A 17,538-nucleotide genomic window follows, 5' to 3' on the forward strand; every position below is an offset into this window, starting at 1 on the left:
CGGCCAGGATCATCAGCGCGTAGCTCGTGACCATGCTGCGGTCGGTGCGCAGCGGGCGCCCCAGGTGGCCGAGGGCCGTGCGCGTGACCATGCCCAGGATGAGCACCGAGAAGCCCGCCACGCCGATCACGTGCGCCGGCCACGCGGTGCGCAGCACGAGGCCGGCCAGTTGGGCGGCGGCCACCAGCAGTCCGATGCCCAGGCCGAGATAGCCGGCATACAGGATCCACAGCAGGGGTACGCGGCGCACCGCCCAGGGCTTCCAGGCCAGCCATTGCGCCAGCGCGATCAGGCCGCTGGCCGCCAGCGCCGCGCCGGCGGCCGGTGCCTGCCCGGCCAGCAGCAATGCGACGGCGGCGACGCCCGCCGCCAATTGCCAATGGCCGCTGCGCGTGTGCGGCGGGATCTTTAGCCCCTGCACCGCGCGTTGCGCGAAGAAGGGGATGACGCGCCGCGCGATCAGCAGCGTCAGCACCGCCATGCAGATCAGTCCCGCGTTGAAGGCGCGCATCAGGCCGAGATAGTCGCCCGCGGCGGCCGAGGAAAGATAGGCCGCATGGGCGCCCGCCAGGGCGGCCAGCAGCAGCGGCACGCCGTAGTTGCGCCGGTTGCGCGTGAGCCAGACCGAACGGCCCAGGGCCGCGGCGCCCCACAGGAAGAACAGCGCGTCCGCGGCCCCGGCGACCAGGAAGGCATTGCGGCCGGGCACGAGGTAGCCGATGCGCGCCGCGGCCCAGACCAGGCACAGGGCGGCCAGGGGATTGCCGTGCAAGGGGTTGCGCCCGGTCCAGTTGGCGCCCGCGGTGAGCAGAAAGCCCACGGCGATGGTGGCGACGAACCCCCAGAGCATTTCGTGCGCATGCCAGAACACGCCCGGCAGGTCGCCGCGCAAGAGGCCGGGGGCATAGACCCACGCCAGCACCGATGCCAGGGCCCAGCCGCAACCCGCGAGGTAGAGCGGGCGGAACCCCATCTCGGTGAAGGCGCGCCACTGCGGCCGGGCGGGCGAGCGGGCGGGGCGCGGCTCGTCGATGGAAAGCAGGGGACTCATGCGGAACGGCTCCGGGTGTTTGAAGATGTATTGAAGATACATATTAAACCTTGCGCCGGCTCCAGTCCCGCGCGCCCGTTTGACGCCGCGCAAATGCGGCGGAATCAAGGGGGTGACTAGTCATTCCGGCATGGCCCGGATGGTCGGCCGGGCAATGGCGGCGATGCCGGCGGATCCCTAGTCTAGGACCTGTGACGCCGAAGGGAGCCGGGCTCCGGTCCCGGGCGCATGAATTCCCCTGAGTAGCGAGAACAACCATGACAGTTTCCCGACATGCCGGCCGTAGCGCGCCGATGCGCGTCCTGATCTCCAGCACCTTTGCCTTCACCATCTGCTTCGCGGTTTGGATGATCTTCGCGGTGCTGGGCATACCGATCAAGCAGCAGCTCGGCCTCTCCGAAACCGAATTCGGCCTGCTGGCCGCTATGCCCGTGCTGACCGGCTCGCTGGTGCGCGTGCCGCTGGGCATCTGGACCGACCGCTACGGCGGGCGGCCCGTGTTCTTCGTGCTGATGCTGCTGTCGGTGGTGCCGGTCTGGCTGCTGTCGTATGCCACGGAGTACTGGCACTTCCTGGTGCTGGCGCTTTTCGTGGGCCTGACCGGCGGCTCGTTTTCCGTGGGCACGCCCTACGTGGCGCGCTGGTTCCCGCGCAACAAGCAGGGACTGGCCATGGGCATCTTCGGCGCCGGCAATTCGGGTTCGGCCATTACCAAGTTCGTGGCGCCCGCGTTGATCGCGGCGGCCGCAGGCGCCTGGACCATCGTGCCCCAGGTGTATGCGGCGGCGCTGCTGGCCACCGCCGTGCTGTTCTGGATGTTTTCATCGTCCGATCCGGCCCACCGGACGCAGGGCGCGGTCAGCCTGTCGGAGCAGCTCGCCCTGCTGAAGGACCCGCGGGTGTTGCGCTACTGCCAGTACTACTCCGTGGTGTTCGGCGGCTACGTGGCGCTGGCGCTGTGGATGACCAAGTACTACATCGGCGAGTATGGCATGGACATCACGCACGCCGCCCTGCTCGCGGCCTGCTTTTCGCTGCCCGGCGGCGTGCTGCGCGCGGTGGGCGGCTGGATCTCCGACCGCTACGGCGCCTATCGCACCACGTGGTGGGTGATGTGGGTGTGCTGGGTGGCGTTCTTCCTGCTGAGCTATCCGCAGACGCAGTTCACCGTCACCACTGCCGACGGTCCGCGCAGCTTCCAGATCGCGCTGGGCGCCGTGCCCTTCACCGTGCTGCTGTTCGTGGTGGGCATCGCCATGGCCATCGGCAAGGCTTCGGTCTTCAAGTTCATTTCCGACGAGTTCGGCCAGAACATCGGTGCGGTGTCCGGCATCGTGGGGCTGGCCGGCGGACTGGGAGGCTTCGTGCTGCCCATCCTGTTCGGCGTGCTGCTGGACCTGACGGGCATCCGCTCCAGCGCCTTCATGCTCATGTACGGAACGGTGTGCGTATCGCTGATCTTCATGCATTACAGCTACCGCTCGCGCCGCGCGGCGCCCGCCATGCGCGAGCAGGCCGCCTGAATCCCGACTTCCCTTCTTCCCGTTTTGGCGAGAATCTTATGTCTACCTATGTGCTGCATCGCTGGGAACCGGAAAACCCCGGTTTCTGGAAGCAAACCGGGGCGCGTGTCGCCAACCGCAACCTCTGGATCTCCATTCCGGCGCTCATGCTGGCCTTCAGTGTCTGGATGCTGTGGAGCGTGGTGGTGGTCAACCTGGACCGCGCCGGTTTCATGCTGTCGAAGAACCAGATGTTCTGGCTGACGGCGCTGCCGGCGCTTTCGGGCGCCACGCTGCGCATCTTCTATTCCTTTCTGGTGCCGGTGTTCGGCGGCCGCAAGTGGACGGCCATTTCCACCGCCTCGCTGCTTATCCCGGCGGTGGGCATGGGTTTCGCGCTGCGCGATCCGGCCACCTCGTATCCGGTGCTGCTGGTGCTGGCGCTGCTGTGCGGCCTGGGCGGGGGCAATTTCAGCTCCAGCATGGCCAACATCAGCTTTTTCTTCCCGAAGGAAAAGAAGGGCCTGGCCACGGGGCTGAACGCGGGCATCGGCAACCTGGGCGTGTCGCTGGTGCAATTCGTGGTGCCGGTGGTGATCTCGGTGGGCATGTTCGGCGCGCTGGGCGGCGCCCCGCAGCAGGCGGCGGCGGACGGCCAGGTCGTCAATGTCTGGCTGCAGAACGCCGGCTTCATCTGGGTGGTGCCCATTCTCATCGCCTCGCTGGCGGCCTGGTTCGGCATGAACGACATCGCCGACGTGCGCGCTTCCTTCGCCGATCAGGCGGTGATCTTCAAGCGCAAGCACAACTGGCTGATGTGCTGGCTCTACGTGGGCACGTTTGGCTCCTTTATCGGGTTCTCGGCCGGCTTCGCCATGCTGACCAAGACCCTGTTCCCGCACGTGGACCCCATGGCCTATGCGTTCCTGGGGCCGCTGGTCGGCTCGCTGACCCGGCCGCTGGGCGGGTGGGTGTCGGACAAGGTGGGCGGCGCGCGCGTGACGCTGTTTACCTTCGCGGCCATGATCGCGGCGGTGCTGGGGGTGATGGTCTTCATGCCCACGGCCGGCCGAGGCGGGGATTTCAACGGCTTCCTGGCCATGTTCATCGTGTTGTTCGCGCTGACCGGTGTGGGCAACGGCTCCACGTTCCGCATGATTCCGGTCATCTTCCTGCGCGAACGCACCCGCGCGGCCGAGGGCAAGGGCGAGGCCGCGCGCAAGCAGGCGCTGGCCGACGCCGCGCGCGAATCGGCGGCGGTGCTGGGCTTCTCGGGCGCGATCGGCGCCTATGGCGGGTTCTTCATCCCGCGCAGCTTCGGCACCTCGCTGGAGCTTACCGGCAGCGTGCAGGCGGCGCTGTACTGCTTCATCGCCTTCTATACGAGCTGCCTGCTGGTCACCTGGTGGTACTACGCGCGCCGCAATGCGCCGGTGCCGTGCTGACAGGCCGGGGTGACTAGTCACTTTGACGCGCCTTTCCTGTGCCTCCGGGCAATGGCGGGGGGCGCGGCGCGAGCCTAAAGTGGTTTCAAACGAACGTTTGCGGCAAGCGCCGGCCGGTGCCGGCGCCCGAGGAGAAACACAATGAGTCATTTTCTGGACCGGCTGAAGTTCATGTCGCGGGTGAAATCCACCTTCGCGGACGGCCACGGCGAGACGGTCAACGAAGACCGCCGCTGGGAAAACGCCTACCGCGCCCGCTGGCAGCACGACAAGATCGTGCGCTCCACCCATGGCGTGAACTGCACGGGCTCGTGTTCGTGGAAGGTATACGTCAAGAACGGCCTGATCACCTGGGAAACCCAGCAGACCGACTACCCCCGCACCCGGCCCGACCTGCCCAACCACGAGCCGCGGGGCTGTCCGCGCGGCGCCTCGTACAGCTGGTACGTGTACTCCGCGCAGCGGGTGAAGTACCCCATGATCCGCGGCCGGCTCATGGAGATGTGGCGCGAGGCCCGCAAGACCATGGACCCCATCTCGGCCTGGGAATGGATCAGCCAGGACCCGGAGCGGGCGCGGCGCTACAAGTCGGTGCGGGGCCTGGGCGGCTTCGTGCGCGCCGACTGGGACACCGCCACCGAGATCATCGCGGCGGCCAACGCCTACACGATCAAGCGCTACGGGCCCGACCGGGTGATCGGCTTTTCGCCCATTCCGGCCATGTCCATGGTCAGCTACGCGGCCGGCGCGCGCTATCTGAGCCTGCTGGGCGGCGTGTGCCTGAGCTTCTACGACTGGTATTGCGACCTGCCGCCGGCCAGCCCGCAGATCTGGGGCGAACAGACCGACGTGCCCGAGTCGGCCGACTGGTACAACTCCACCTATCTCATGGTGTGGGGCTCCAACGTGCCCCAGACCCGCACGCCAGACGCCCACTTCTATACCGAAGTCCGCTACAAGGGCACCAAGACCGTGGCCGTGTCCAGCGATTTCGGCGAAATGGTGAAGTTCGGCGATATCTGGCTGGCCCCGAAGCAGGGCACCGACGCCGCGCTGGCCATGGCCATGGGCCACGTCATCCTCAAGGAGTTCCACCTGTCGGGCGCCTCGGATTACTTCCGCGACTACGTGCGCCGCTACACCGACATGCCCATGCTGGTGCTGCTGGAAGCGCGCGACGGTTTCTACGCGCCCGGCCATTTCCTGCGCGCCTCGCACCTGGACGGCGCCCTGGGCGAGCAGAACAACCCCGACTGGAAAACGCTGGTCTATGACGAAAAGACCGGCGAACTGGTCGCGCCCAACGGCAGTATCGGATTCCGCTGGGGCGAAGGGGCGGTCAACGGCGGCGAGAAGGCGGGCCGCTGGAACCTGGAGCCGCGCGACGGCGGCAGCGGCCGCGAGATCGCGCCCCGGCTGTCGCTGATCGACGGGGCCGGCGAGGTCGTGGGCGTGGGCTTTCCTTACTTCGGCAGCGAACATGGCGAGCTGCTGGTGCGCAACGTGCCGGCGCGCCGCATCCGCCTGGCCGACGGCAGCGAGGCCCTGGTCGCCACGGTGTACGACCTGCAGATGGCCAACTACGGCCTGGACCGCGGCCTGGGCGGCGGCAATGTCGCCGGCTCGTACGACGACGACGTGCCCTATACCCCCGCATGGCAGGAAAAGCACACGGGCGTGCCGCGCGCGCAGGTGATCCAGGTGGCGCGCGAGTTCGCGCAGAACGCCCACGACACCGAAGGCAAGTCCATGGTCATCGTCGGCGCCGGCCTGAATCACTGGTACCACATGGACATGATCTACCGCGGCATCATCAACATGCTGATGATGTGCGGCTGCGTGGGCAAGAGCGGCGGCGGCTGGGCGCACTACGTGGGTCAGGAAAAACTGCGCCCGCAGTTCGGCTGGGCCCCGCTGGCCTTCGCCGCCGACTGGGCGCGCCCGCCCCGGCAGATGAATGGCACCTCCTTCTTCTACGCGCACACCAGCCAGTGGCGCCATGAGAAGCTGAATGTGCAGGAAGTGCTGGGCCCCACGGCCGACCGGGGCAAGTACGGCAATCTCAGCATGATCGACCTGAACGCCCGCGCCGAGCGCATGGGCTGGCTGCCGTCGGCGCCGCAGCTGCGCACCAATCCGCTGGATCTGGTGGCCGAGGCGGACGCCGCGGGCAAGGACCCGGTCGCCCATGCCGTGGAAAAGCTGAAGTCGGGCGAGCTGCGCATGTCGTGCGAGAACCCGGACGATCCGGCCAACTTCCCGCGCAATATGTTCGTGTGGCGCTCCAACATTCTGGGTTCCAGCGGCAAGGGGCACGAATATTTCCTGAAATATCTGCTGGGCACGCAGAACGCCGTGTTCGGCGACGAAGCGGCCGCGATCAGGCCCTCGGAAGTGGCGTTCGAGGAAGACGCCGCCGAAGGCAAGCTCGACCTGCTGACCGTGCTGGACTTCCGCATGAGCACGACCTGCCTGTACGGCGACATCGTGCTGCCCACGGCCACGTGGTACGAGAAGGACGACCTCAACACCTCGGACATGCACCCGTTCATCCACCCGCTGAGCGAGGCGGTGCAGCCGCTCTGGGAGAGCAAGACCGACTGGGAGATCTACAAGCTGCTGGCCAGGCGCTTCAGCGAGATCGGCGGCCCCTACCTGGGCAAGCGCCGCGACCTGGTGCTGGCGCCGCTCATGCACGACACGCCGGGAGAACTGGGCCAGGCGTTCGAGCCGCGCGACTGGAAGCTGGGCGAGTGCGACCTGGTGCCGGGCAAGACCGCGCCGAACATGATCGTGGTCGAGCGCGACTACAACGACATCTACCGCAAGTTCACTTCGGTCGGACCGCTGCTCGACAAGCTGGGCAACGGCGGCAAGGGCATTAGCTGGAACACCGAGCACGAAGTGCGCGAGCTTGCGGGCATCAACGACAGCGTGACGGAGGCCGGCGTGAGCCATGGCCGCCCGCGCCTGGACACGGCGATCGACGCGGCCGAGATGATCCTGACCTTCGCGCCGGAAACCAACGGACACGTGTCCGTCAAGGCCTGGGAAGCGCTGAGCAAGATCACCGGCCGCGATCACACTCACCTGGCGGCGGGCCGGGAGCACGACAAGATCCGCTTCCGCGACATCCAGGCCCAGCCGCGCAAGATCATTTCCGCGCCCACCTGGTCGGGCCTGGAAAGCGAGGAGGTCAGCTACAACGCCGGCTACACCAACGTGCACGAGCTGATTCCGTGGCGCACGCTGACCGGCCGCCAGCAGTTCTACCAGGACCACCGCTGGATGCTGGATTTCGGCGAGGGCTTCTGCGTGTACAAGCCGGCCATCGATACCAAGACGGTGGCGCCCATGCTCGGACGCTACCCGAACGGCGAGAAGGAGCTGGTGCTGAACTGGATCACGCCGCACCAGAAGTGGGGCATCCACAGCACGTATTCGGACAATCTGCGCATGCTGACGCTCAGCCGCGGCGGCCCCCACGTGTGGGTGTCGGAGGCCGAGGCCAGGCAGGCGGGGCTGGTCGACAACGACTGGGTCGAGGTGTTCAACGTGAACGGCACGCTGACCGCCCGCGTCGTGGTGAGCCAGCGCGTGCCGGTCGGCATGTGCCTCATGTACCACGCCCAGGAGAAGATCGTGAACGTTCCGGGCGCGGAAACCAGCGGCAAGCGCGGCGGCATCCACAACTCGGTGACGCGCACCGTGCTCAAGCCCACGCACATGATCGGCGGCTACGCGCAGCAGGCCTACGGCTTCAACTACTACGGCACCGTGGGCGCCAACCGCGACGAGTTCGTGGTGCTGCGCAAGATGAAGAAGGTGGACTGGCTGGAAGGCCCGCTGGCCGAAGACGCCGCAAACACGCAACAAGAAGAGAAGCAATCATGAGGATACGCGCCCAAATCGGCATGGTGCTGAACCTGGACAAGTGCATCGGCTGCCATACCTGCTCGGTGACCTGCAAGAACGTCTGGACCAGCCGCGACGGCGTCGAGTACGCCTGGTTCAACAACGTGGAAACCAAGCCCGGCATCGGCTATCCCAAAGACTGGGAGAATCAGGGCAAATGGAAGGGCGGCTGGCGCCGCACCGAGGCCGGCAAGCTGGAGCCGCGCCAGGGCGGCAAGCTGCGCATCCTGGCCAACCTGTTCGCCAACCCGAACCTGCCGCAGATCGACGATTACTACGAGCCGTTCACCTACGACTACGAGCACCTGAAGAACGCGCCGCTGTCGCAGACGCCGCCCACGGCCCGGCCCGTGTCGGTGCTGACCGGCAAGAAAATGGACAAGATCCACTGGGGCCCGAACTGGGAAGACGACCTGGGCGGCGAATTCCACGCGCGCGGCCGGGACGCGCTTTTCGAGGGCGTGCAGAAGGAGATGTACTCGACCTTCGAGAACACCTTCATGATGTACCTGCCGCGCCTGTGCGAGCACTGCCTGAATCCCGCCTGTGTGGCGAGCTGCCCGTCGGGCTCGATCTACAAGCGCGAGGACGACGGCATCGTGCTGGTGGATCAGGACAAGTGCCGCGGCTGGCGGATGTGCATCTCGGGCTGCCCGTACAAGAAGATCTACTACAACTGGAACAGCGGCAAGGCCGAGAAGTGCACGTTCTGCTATCCGCGCATCGAAGCCGGCCAGCCCACGGTGTGCTCCGAAACCTGCGTGGGCCGCATCCGCTACCTGGGCGTGATGCTGTACGACGCCGACCGCATCGAAAGCGCCGCCGCCGTGGCCAGCGAGCAGGACCTGTACCAGTCGCAGCTCGACCTGTTCCTGGACCCGCATTCGCCGGAGGTGATCGCCGCCGCGCGCGAGCAGGGCATACCCGAATCCTGGCTGGACGCCGCCCGGCGCTCCCCGGTCTACAAGATGGCGGTGCAATGGCGCGTGGCTTTCCCGCTGCATCCGGAGTACCGCACGCTGCCCATGGTCTGGTATATCCCGCCGCTGTCGCCCATCCAGTCGGCGGCCGAATCCGGCCGCATGCCGCAGCGCACCGTGGGTTCGACCGGCATGATTCCCGACGTGTCCACGCTGCGCATTCCCGTGCGCTACCTGGCCAACCTGCTCACGGCGGGCAAGGAAGAGCCGGTGCTGCTGGCGTTGGAGCGCATGCTCGCCATGCGCGCCTACAAGCGCGCCGAAACCGTGCACGGCGAGCGCGATACGGCCTTGCTGCAGCAGGTCGGCCTGTCGGAGGAAACCGTGCAGGACATGTACCGCATCATGGCGCTGGCCAACTACGAAGATCGCTTCGTGGTGCCCAGCAGCCACAAGGAAGCGGTCGAAGACAGCTTCAACGAGAAGGGCAGCTGCGGCTTCACCTTCGGCAACGGCTGCTCCGGCGGCGTGTCGGAAGGCACGCTGTTCGGCCGCAAGCCCCGGGGCAGCGAGATCTTCATCGAGATGCCCAAATCGCGCCGCAAGGCCGCGGCCTGAGCCAGGGAGACGAGCATGAACCTGTACCGACTGCTTTCCGCGCTGCTCTGCTATCCCGAGCAGGAGCTGCTCGACGCGCTGCCCGAGGTGGAGGCCGCGCTGGCGGACGCGCCCTGGGCCGCCGACATGCTGGAGCCGCTGACCGGCTACCTGGGTTCGCACGGCCTGATCGCCGTGCAGGAGAACTACGTGGCCACCTTCGACCGCAACCGCTCGCACTCGCTGCACCTGTTCGAGCACGTGCACGGCGAAAGCCGCGACCGCGGCCAGGCCATGGTGGACCTGCTGCAGACCTATCGTGGACACGGTTTCGAGCCGGCGGCGCCGGAGCTGCCCGACCACGTGCCGCTGTTTCTGGAGTTCCTGGGCGTGATCGGGCCGGACGACGCCCAGGCGCTGCTGGACGAGGCCATCCACGTGCTGGCGGCGGTGGGCGCGCGCCTGGCCCGCAACGGCAGTCCGTATGCCTGCGTGTTCGCGGTGCTGAGGGAGCTTTCCACGGTCACGCCGCGCGAGCAGGCCGATCCGCCCGTGCGTGACATGGACGAAGCCATGGAAACCTTCGGCGCCGGTCCGGACGGGGTGGAGCCGCTGCTGCGGCCGCAGCAGCCTTCCGGCCCGCAGCCGCTGCATTTCCATCCCCGCCAGCCTTAACGTCCGGGACGACGCATCATGAATACCCTGAACCAGTTCTTTTTCGGCATCTATCCCTACATTGCGCTGACCGTCTTTCTGCTGGGCAGCCTGGTGCGCTTCGAGCGCGAGCAGTACACCTGGAAGAGCGACAGCTCGCAACTGCTGCGCCACGGGCAGCTCAGACTGGGCAACATCCTGTTCCACGTGGGCATCCTGGGCCTGTTCTTCGGCCACCTGGTGGGCCTGCTCACCCCGGTGGCGGTGTGGGACATGCTGGGCGTGTCGCACAGCCTGAAGCAGGGCGTGGCCATGGCGGCCGGCGGCGTGATGGGCGGGCTTTGCCTGATCGGGCTGCTGATCCTGATCCACCGCCGCATGAGCGATCCCCGCATCCGGGCGGCCACGCGCCCCGGCGACAAGCTCCTGCTGGCCTGGATCCTGGCGACACTGCTGCTCGGCCTGTCCACGATCGCGCTGTCGGCCGGCCATATGGACGGCGAGATGATGGTGCGGCTCATGACCTGGGCGCAGCACATCGTGACCTTCCGCGGCGACGCCGCCAGCCACATTGCCGACGTGCCGCCGCTCTTCAAGGCGCACCTGTTCATGGGCCTGACGCTGTTCGTGATCTTCCCCTTCACGCGGCTGGTGCACGTGTGGAGCGGCTTTGCCTCGCTGGGCTACCTGGGCCGGGCGTGGCAACTCGTGCGGTCGCGCTGAAGCGGCCGGAACCGGAACCCTCGGCGGAGACAACCATGCCTGTGATCGTCAACGGCGTCGAACTGACCGACGCGGACCTGGAACGCGAACTGCCGCGGCACGCCGGCACTGTCAATCCCACGCGCAGCGCCGTCACCGCGCTGGTGCTGCGGCGGGTGCTGCTGGACGAGGCCGGCCGCCAGGGGCTGGACACCGCCGACGAGGAGGGCGCCATCGGGGCGCTGCTGGCCAGCCAGGCCGCCGCGCCCGAGGCCGACGAGGCGGCCTGCCGGCGTTTCTACCAGACGCACCCGGAGCGTTTCCTGGTCGGCGAGCTGGTCGAGGCCGACCACATCCTGTTCCAGGTCACGCCCGGCGTGGACCTGGACCGGCTGCGGGCCCACGCCGAGGGCGTGCTGGCCGGGCTGCTGGCCGACCCGTCGCGCTTCGCCGAGGCGGCGCGCGAGCAGTCCAACTGCCCGTCCGCCGCCGTGGGCGGCAGCCTGGGACAGCTCGGCCGCGGCGATACCGTGCCGGAGTTCGAGCGGGCGGTGTTCGCCCTGCCGGCGGGCGCGCTGCTGCCGCGGCTGCTCGAAACCCGCCATGGCCTGCATATCGTGCGCGTGCGGCGTCGCATCGAGGGCCGCGTGCTGCCGTACGAGCAGGTCGCGCCGCGGATCGCGCACGCGCTGTCGTCGGCCAGCCGCGACACGGCCTGGCGGCAATACGTCAAGCTGCTGGTCGCGCGCGCCAGCGTCGTGGGCATAGACCTGGACGAGGGCGAGCCGGAGCGCGTATTCGGAGGGGCCTGCGCGTCCGGAGACTGACATGCGCGACATCGAACGCTTCATCGACGGCTTCCAGCGCTTCCAGCGCCAGTACTACGAGGCGGCGCCGTCGCTGTACCGCAACCTGCGCGAAGGCCAGCAGCCCGGCACGCTGCTGATCGGCTGCTGCGATTCGCGCGTGGACCCCGCCATGCTGCTGGGCTGCGACCCCGGCGACATCTTTACCGTGCGCAACGTGGCCAACCTGGTGCCGCCGCCCGACCGCGACCAGGGCCACCACGGCGTGCTGGCCGCCATCCAGTTCGCCGTGGAGCAGTTGCGCGTCAGCCGCATCATCGTGCTGGGCCATGCCCAATGCGGCGGCATCCGCGCGCTGATGGCGCGGCCGCAGGGACGTAGCGCCGGCGAAGACTACCTGAACCGTTGGATGGACATCGCCGAACCCGCCCGCGCACGGGTGCTGCGCCAGATGCCCGACGCGCCGGAGGCCGAGCGCCGGCGGGCCTGCGAGCAGGCCTCCATCCTGATCTCGCTGCGCAATCTCCAGGCGCTGCCCTGCGTGGACCGCGCGGCGCAGGCGGGCGGCCTGACCCTGCACGGCTGGTATTTCGACCTGATGTCCGGCGCTTTGCTGGCATACTCGCAGCGGGCCGACGCCTTCCTGCCCATGGTCTGCCCCTTGTTCACGGAGATCGCATGAGTCCAGTTTTCGGCATCGCCGGCCGTTCCGGCAGCGGCAAGACCACCCTGATCGAGGCCATGCTGCCGCTGCTGGCCGCGCGCGGCCTGACGGTCAGCGTCATCAAGCACAGCCACCACGACTTCGAAATGGAGCCGCCGGGCAAGGACAGCGCGCGTTTCCGCCAGGCCGGGGCGCACGAGGTCATGGTGGCTTCGCCGTACCGCTACGCCATCGTGCACGAGCTGCGCGGCGCGCCGGAGCCCGGGCTGCAGGCGCAAGTGGCGCGGCTGGCCCCGGCCGACCTGGTGCTGGTCGAAGGGTTCAAGCAGGCGGCCATTCCGCGTATCGAGGTCTACCGCCCCGAGCTGGGCAAGCCGCCGCTGCACGCGGAGGACGGCGGTTTCGTGGCGGTCGCCACCGACGCGGCGCTGGAGACGGCGCTGCCGCGCCTGCCGCTGAACGATCCGGCGGCGGTGGCGGCCTTCATCTGCGAGACGCTGGGGCTCGCCTGAGCGCGGCGCGGCGGCCGGCGCCCGCGCCGGAAACGGCTACACTGGCAATGTGTCGGCCCCGACTTTTCCCCGCCCCATGACGTCCCAGGAATCCCCCGCCGGCGCCGACGGCCTGCCGTCGCCGCGTCACCGCCTGTCCACCCGCATTATCGCCAGCTCGCTGGTCGCCCTTGCCGTCGTGCTGTCGATGGTGAGCGGCACCCTATGGCTGTCCTGGAAGCTGGAAGGCGCGGGCGCGGCGATCAACGACGCGGGCAGTCTGCGCATGCGGGCCAACCGGGTGGCGGTGGAGCTGCTGCGGCCTCATCCCGAAAGGGCCGAGCGCACGGGCATGGAGCTGCGCCTCATGGACGAAACCATCGCCCGGCTGGCCCGCGGCAATCCGGCGCGCCCGCTGTTCCTGCCCGACGACGCCGCCATCCGCGAGCAATGGCGGGCGGTGTCCGACTACTGGAACCACACCATGCGCCCCGCGGCCCGGGCCGCGCTGGACGGCGGCGGCGCGGCCGCCTATCTGGACACGCTGCCCGTCTTCGTGGACGAGGCCGACACGCTGGTGCGCATGATCGAGCGCGACAACGCGGGCAAGACCACGGCGTTGCGCATGTCGCAAGGGGTGCTGGCGGCCATCGCCTGCGCGGGCACGCTGGCCATGATCTACCTGCTGTACCTGTGGATCATCTCGCCGGTGCTGCGCCTGCGCGACGGCCTGCAGCGCATGGCCGCGCGGGAGTTCAACACGCGGCTGCCGGTGGAAACCCGCGACGAGTTCGGGGTGCTGGCCCACGGCTTCAACCGCATGGCCGACCAGTTGCAGGATCTCTACACGGGGCTGGAGCGGCGCGTCGAGGAAAAGACCTCGCTGCTCGCGGCGCAGAACCGCGACATCGGCGCGCTCTACGACATGACGGCGTTCCTCAACCAGCCCAACGACATCGAGCCCATGTGCGAGGGCTTTCTGCGCCGGGTCATGCTGCAGTTCGACGCCGAAGGCGGCAGCATCCGCGCCCTGGATCCCGGCCAGGAAAACCTGAACCTGGTGGTGTCGGTGGGCCTGTCGGACGAACTGGTGGAGTCCGAGCACTGCATGAAGGTGGACGATTGCCACTGCGGCACGGCCACCCGGCGCCCGGGCGTCATCGTGATCCAGGATCTGCGCCAGGCGCCGCCGCAGGCGGACCTGAACTGCCAGCGCGACGGCTTCGCCAGCGTGGCCGTGTTCCGCATCGTGACGCGCGACCAGGTGCTGGGCTCGTATTCGCTGCATTTCCGCGAGCCGCGCCGGCTGGCGCCCTCCGAATCGCAGTTGCTGGAAACCCTGGGCAAGCACCTGGGGGTGGCCCTGGACAACCGGCGCCTGAGCGCGCAGGCGCGCCAGCTGGCCGTGGTCCAGGAACGCGGCCTGGTGGCGCAGGGCCTGCACGACAGCCTGGCGCAGGGGCTGAATTTCCTGAACCTGCAGCTGCAATTGCTGGAAGGCGCGGTCGAGCGCGGCGACAGCGCCGAGATCGAGGAGATCCTTCCGCTGCTGCGCGCCGGGGTGAGCGAGAGCTACCAGGACGTGCGCGAGCTGCTGAACAATTTCCGCAGCAAGCTGACCCAGGGAGACCTGCAGGCCGCCATCGAGGACACCGTGGCGCGTTTCCGGCGCCAGACCGGGATGCACACGGAGCTGTCTTTCGTGCAGGGGGAGGGCGCGCCGCTGCCGCCCGATCAGCAACTGCAGGTGTTGTTCATCCTGCAGGAGGCGCTGTCCAACGTGCGCAAGCATTCCGAGGCGGCCCGGGTGGACATCGAGGTGCGCAACGGGCGAGATTTCACCCTGGCGGTGCGCGACGACGGCCAGGGCTACGACCCGGACGAAGTGGCGCGGCACGGCGAATCGCACGTGGGCCTGCACATCATGCGCGAGCGCGCCGCGCGCATGCGCGCCGTGATAAAAATGGATTCCCGGCCCGGCGCGGGCACGCGGGTGGCGCTGACGCTGCCCGGCTCCGAGCGCCAGGCCGCCTGAACGCTATCCGCAGACCATGGCTATCCGCATCCTGCTCGTCGACGACCACACCCTGTTCCGTTCCGGCCTGAAGCTGCTGCTGCAGCGCCAGCCCGACTTCGAAGTCGTGGCGGAGGCCGGCGACGGCGTGGAGGGCCTGAAGCGCGCCCAGGAACTCAAGCCCGACGTGGTGCTGCTGGACCTGAACCTGCCGGGCCTGTCGGGGCTGGAAACGCTGCAGTTGCTCACGCAGGACCTGCCGGGCTGCGCGGTCATCATCCTCACGGTGTCCGAAGAGGCCGATGAACTCGGCCAGGCGCTGAAAAGCGGCGCAAGAGGCTACCTGGTCAAGAATATCGACGCCGATGCGCTCACGGCGGCCATCCGCCGGGCCGCGAGCGGCGAGCCGGTCATCGCCGAGAACATGACGGCCAAGCTGGTGGAGCAGTTCCGCGGACTGGCCGGGCAGCCGGCCGCGCCGGCGGGCCACGCCGAGCGCCACCGGCTTACCGCGCGCGAACAGGAAATCGTGCGCTGGCTCGCGCGCGGCGCGAGCAACAAGATCATCGCGCGCGAACTGGACGTCAGCGAGAGCACCGTCAAGATCCACGTGCAAAACGTGCTGAAGAAACTCAACCTGACGAGCCGGGTGCAGGTAGCCGTCTACGCGGTGGAACACTCGCTCTGCCAGGACAACTGAGCGGGGCGCCGGCCCCTTTGATCTGCAGCAAGGCCGGCCGGCGGCGCCGCGCCTAGACTGCCGTTCATGCAAACCCGAACCTCTCCCATGGAGCTGGTGGCGCCCGCCGGCAGCCTGGCGGCCCTGAAGGCCGCGGTCGAAGCCGGCGCCGATGCGGTCTATCTCGGCCTCAAGAACGCCACCAACGCCCGCAATTTCGCCGGGCTCAATTTCACCGAAGCCGACATCCGCGCCGGCGTGGCCTACGCCCACAGCCGCAACCGGCAGGTGCTGTTCGCCATCAACACCTTCGTACAGCCGGGCCGCGGGCCGCAATGGCGCGCGGCGGTGGACGCGGCGCATGCCCTGGGGGCCGACGCGGTCATCATGGCCGATGCGGGCCTGCTGGCCTACGCGCGCGACCGCTACCCCGACCTGCGGCTGCATCTGTCGGTGCAGGGCTCGGCCACGCACGCCGACGCCATCGAGCTGATGCGCGAGGAGTTCGGCATCCGGCGCGTGGTGCTGCCGCGGGTGCTGACCCTGGCCGAGATCGCGCGCGTCTGCGCAGGCACGCAGGCCGAGGTGGAGGTGTTCGGCTTCGGCAGCCTGTGCGTCATGGCCGAGGGCCGCTGCCTGCTGTCCTCGTACGCCACGGGCGATTCCCCCAACAACAAGGGCGTCTGCTCGCCCGCGCACGCGGTGCGCTGGGAGGAAAAGAACGGGTACCTGGACGCGCGCCTGAACGGTATTCTCATCGACCGCTACGCGCCCGGCGAGCCGGCGGCCTATCCCACGCTGTGCAAGGGGCGCTTCGAGGTCGAGGGCAGGCCCGACCACGCGCTGGAAGAGCCCACCAGCCTGAACGCCATCGCGCTGCTGCCGCAGCTGGCGGAGATGGGCGTGTCGGCGATCAAGGTCGAAGGGCGCCAGCGCAGCCCGGCGTATGTGTCGCAGGTGGTGGCCACGCTGCGCGCGGCGCTCGACAGCGCGCACGCCAACGCGGCGCGCTACCGCGCGCGTCCGGAATGGAACGCGGCGCTGGCGCGTCACGCGGAGGGATCGCAGGTTACGCAGGGAGCATTCGAACGGCCATGGAAATGAACACCGCCGCTTTCGGGATATCGGTGGGCCCGCTGCAGTATTACTGGACGCGCGCCCACACGGTGGCCTTCTACGCCGAGGTGGCCGACAGCGCCGCCGACATCGTCTACCTCGGCGAAACCGTGTGCAGCCGCCGCCACGAGCTGCGCGCGCCGGACTGGCTGGACCTGGCCCGCGATCTGCGCGCGCCGGCAAGACCGTGGTGCTGTCGGGCCGCACGCTGATCGAGTCGGGCGCGGAGGCGGCCGCGCTGCGCAAGCTGTGCGACCAACGGGAATTCATGGTGGAGGCGGGCGAACTGGGCGCGGTGCGGCACCTGGCCGGCCGCGCGTTCGTGGCCGGCCCGCATCTCAATGCCTACCACGGCGGGACCCTGCAATGGCTGGCCAGCCGGGGCGCGGCGCGCTTCGTCGCTCCCCTGGAACTCGACGCCGCCTCGCTGGCGCGCCTGTTGCGCGAGCGTCCGGCCGGCCTGCAGTGCGAAGTGATGGTGTGGGGCCGCATGGCGCTGGCGTATTCGGCCAGGTGCTTTACGGCCCGCCATCATGGCCTGAAAAAGGACGACTGCGGTTTTCGCTGCATCGAACACCCGGACGGGCTGGACATGCGCACCCGCGAGTCGCGCGACTTCCTGGCCATCAACGGCGTCCAGGTGCAATCGGGCGCCTGTCTGGACCTCACCGGCCAGGCGCAGGCGCTGGCGGACATGGGGGTGGAGGTGCTGCGCGTCAGCCCGCAATCGGAAGGCACGCTGCAGGCAGTGGCCGCGCTGCACGAGCGCCGCCTGGGCCGGCCCGCCGGACCCGCCGAGCCGCCGGCGGGCATGCCCAGGTGCAATGGCTATTACCACGGACAGGCGGGCATTTTCCTGAGCGAGGACGCATCATGAATCCGGCACCGTCTTTCCATGATGCGGGCGCCGGCGCGCGCCAGGGCGAGGGCGCCGCGCCTGGCTTCCCCCTGGCGCCTGCTGGCGCGCGCCGCGCGCCGCCTG

General features: G+C 68.6%; 13 protein-coding genes and 1 pseudogene. 13 read left to right on the forward strand and 1 reads right to left on the reverse strand.

Annotated elements, in window-relative coordinates; translation table 11 throughout:
- The coding region (locus AD428_RS08975) for an NnrS family protein (RefSeq protein WP_053244932.1) at positions 1-1,051 on the reverse strand (1,051 nt) is incomplete at its 3' end.
- A gap of 293 nt (positions 1,052-1,344) precedes the next feature.
- Here AD428_RS08975 and AD428_RS08980 point away from each other — a divergent pair.
- The 13 genes and pseudogenes from AD428_RS08980 (at position 1,345) to ubiV (ending at position 17,433) form a co-directional block, all read left to right on the forward strand.
- Positions 1,345-2,574, forward strand: coding sequence for an MFS transporter (locus AD428_RS08980; RefSeq protein ID WP_053244920.1), 1,230 nt, complete (start codon positions 1,345-1,347; stop codon positions 2,572-2,574).
- Positions 2,575-2,612: 38 nt separating this feature from the next.
- Positions 2,613-3,998, forward strand: coding sequence for a NarK family nitrate/nitrite MFS transporter (locus tag AD428_RS08985; protein ID WP_053244921.1), 1,386 nt, complete (start codon positions 2,613-2,615; stop codon positions 3,996-3,998).
- Between the two features lie 141 nt (positions 3,999-4,139).
- Positions 4,140-7,892, forward strand: a complete 3,753-nt coding sequence (locus tag AD428_RS08990) for a nitrate reductase subunit alpha (protein ID WP_053244922.1) — start codon at positions 4,140-4,142, stop codon at positions 7,890-7,892.
- A complete protein-coding gene (gene narH, locus AD428_RS08995) occupies positions 7,889-9,451 on the forward strand; it encodes a nitrate reductase subunit beta (RefSeq protein WP_053244923.1) in 1,563 nt (520 codons plus the stop codon). The genes AD428_RS08990 and narH overlap by 4 nt, the downstream gene beginning before the upstream one ends.
- Before the next feature lie 15 nt (positions 9,452-9,466).
- On the forward strand, positions 9,467-10,105 hold the full coding sequence (gene narJ / locus AD428_RS09000) for a nitrate reductase molybdenum cofactor assembly chaperone (protein WP_053244924.1): 639 nt from the start codon (positions 9,467-9,469) through the stop codon (positions 10,103-10,105).
- 18 nt (positions 10,106-10,123) lie between these two features.
- Positions 10,124-10,807, forward strand: a complete 684-nt coding sequence (gene narI, locus AD428_RS09005) for a respiratory nitrate reductase subunit gamma (protein WP_053244925.1) — start codon at positions 10,124-10,126, stop codon at positions 10,805-10,807.
- 35 nt (positions 10,808-10,842) lie between these two features.
- On the forward strand, positions 10,843-11,613 hold the full coding sequence (locus AD428_RS09010) for a peptidylprolyl isomerase (RefSeq protein ID WP_053244926.1): 771 nt from the start codon (positions 10,843-10,845) through the stop codon (positions 11,611-11,613).
- Position 11,614: 1 nt separating this feature from the next.
- Positions 11,615-12,274: a carbonic anhydrase gene (locus AD428_RS09015; protein WP_053244927.1), complete on the forward strand. Its 660-nt coding sequence runs from the start codon at positions 11,615-11,617 to the stop codon at positions 12,272-12,274.
- Positions 12,271-12,768, forward strand: coding sequence for a molybdopterin-guanine dinucleotide biosynthesis protein B (gene mobB / locus AD428_RS09020; RefSeq protein WP_053244928.1), 498 nt, complete (start codon positions 12,271-12,273; stop codon positions 12,766-12,768). The genes AD428_RS09015 and mobB overlap by 4 nt, the downstream gene beginning before the upstream one ends.
- 76 nt (positions 12,769-12,844) lie before the next feature.
- Positions 12,845-14,782: a type IV pili methyl-accepting chemotaxis transducer N-terminal domain-containing protein gene (locus tag AD428_RS09025; RefSeq protein WP_053244929.1), complete on the forward strand. Its 1,938-nt coding sequence runs from the start codon at positions 12,845-12,847 to the stop codon at positions 14,780-14,782.
- A gap of 16 nt (positions 14,783-14,798) precedes the next feature.
- The gene (locus AD428_RS09030) at positions 14,799-15,461 is read left to right on the forward strand and encodes a response regulator (RefSeq protein ID WP_053244930.1); all 663 of its coding nucleotides are present in this window, start codon (positions 14,799-14,801) and stop codon (positions 15,459-15,461) included.
- A gap of 66 nt (positions 15,462-15,527) precedes the next feature.
- Positions 15,528-16,544 carry a ubiquinone anaerobic biosynthesis protein UbiU gene (gene ubiU, locus AD428_RS09035; protein WP_053244931.1) on the forward strand — a complete coding sequence of 339 codons (1,017 nt, stop codon included), beginning with the start codon at positions 15,528-15,530 and terminating at the stop codon, positions 16,542-16,544.
- Positions 16,535-17,433, forward strand: a pseudogene (gene ubiV, locus AD428_RS09040) (ubiquinone anaerobic biosynthesis protein UbiV). Before ubiU ends, ubiV begins: the two are co-directional and overlap by 10 nt.
- Positions 17,434-17,538: the final 105 nt, after the last annotated feature.

The organism is Achromobacter sp. DMS1 (assembly GCF_001270295.1).

Coding starts and splice junctions, on each gene's coding strand:
- AD428_RS08980 (WP_053244920.1), top strand. CDS start 1,345: ATGCGCGTCCTGATCTCCAGCACCTTTGCCTTCACCATCTGCTTCGCG.
- AD428_RS08985 (WP_053244921.1), top strand. CDS start 2,613: ATGTCTACCTATGTGCTGCATCGCTGGGAACCGGAAAACCCCGGTTTC.
- AD428_RS08990 (WP_053244922.1), top strand. CDS start 4,140: ATGAGTCATTTTCTGGACCGGCTGAAGTTCATGTCGCGGGTGAAATCC.
- narH (WP_053244923.1), top strand. CDS start 7,889: ATGAGGATACGCGCCCAAATCGGCATGGTGCTGAACCTGGACAAGTGC.
- narJ (WP_053244924.1), top strand. CDS start 9,467: ATGAACCTGTACCGACTGCTTTCCGCGCTGCTCTGCTATCCCGAGCAG.
- narI (WP_053244925.1), top strand. CDS start 10,124: ATGAATACCCTGAACCAGTTCTTTTTCGGCATCTATCCCTACATTGCG.
- AD428_RS09010 (WP_053244926.1), top strand. CDS start 10,843: ATGCCTGTGATCGTCAACGGCGTCGAACTGACCGACGCGGACCTGGAA.
- AD428_RS09015 (WP_053244927.1), top strand. CDS start 11,615: ATGCGCGACATCGAACGCTTCATCGACGGCTTCCAGCGCTTCCAGCGC.
- mobB (WP_053244928.1), top strand. CDS start 12,271: ATGAGTCCAGTTTTCGGCATCGCCGGCCGTTCCGGCAGCGGCAAGACC.
- AD428_RS09025 (WP_053244929.1), top strand. CDS start 12,845: ATGACGTCCCAGGAATCCCCCGCCGGCGCCGACGGCCTGCCGTCGCCG.
- AD428_RS09030 (WP_053244930.1), top strand. CDS start 14,799: ATGGCTATCCGCATCCTGCTCGTCGACGACCACACCCTGTTCCGTTCC.
- ubiU (WP_053244931.1), top strand. CDS start 15,528: ATGCAAACCCGAACCTCTCCCATGGAGCTGGTGGCGCCCGCCGGCAGC.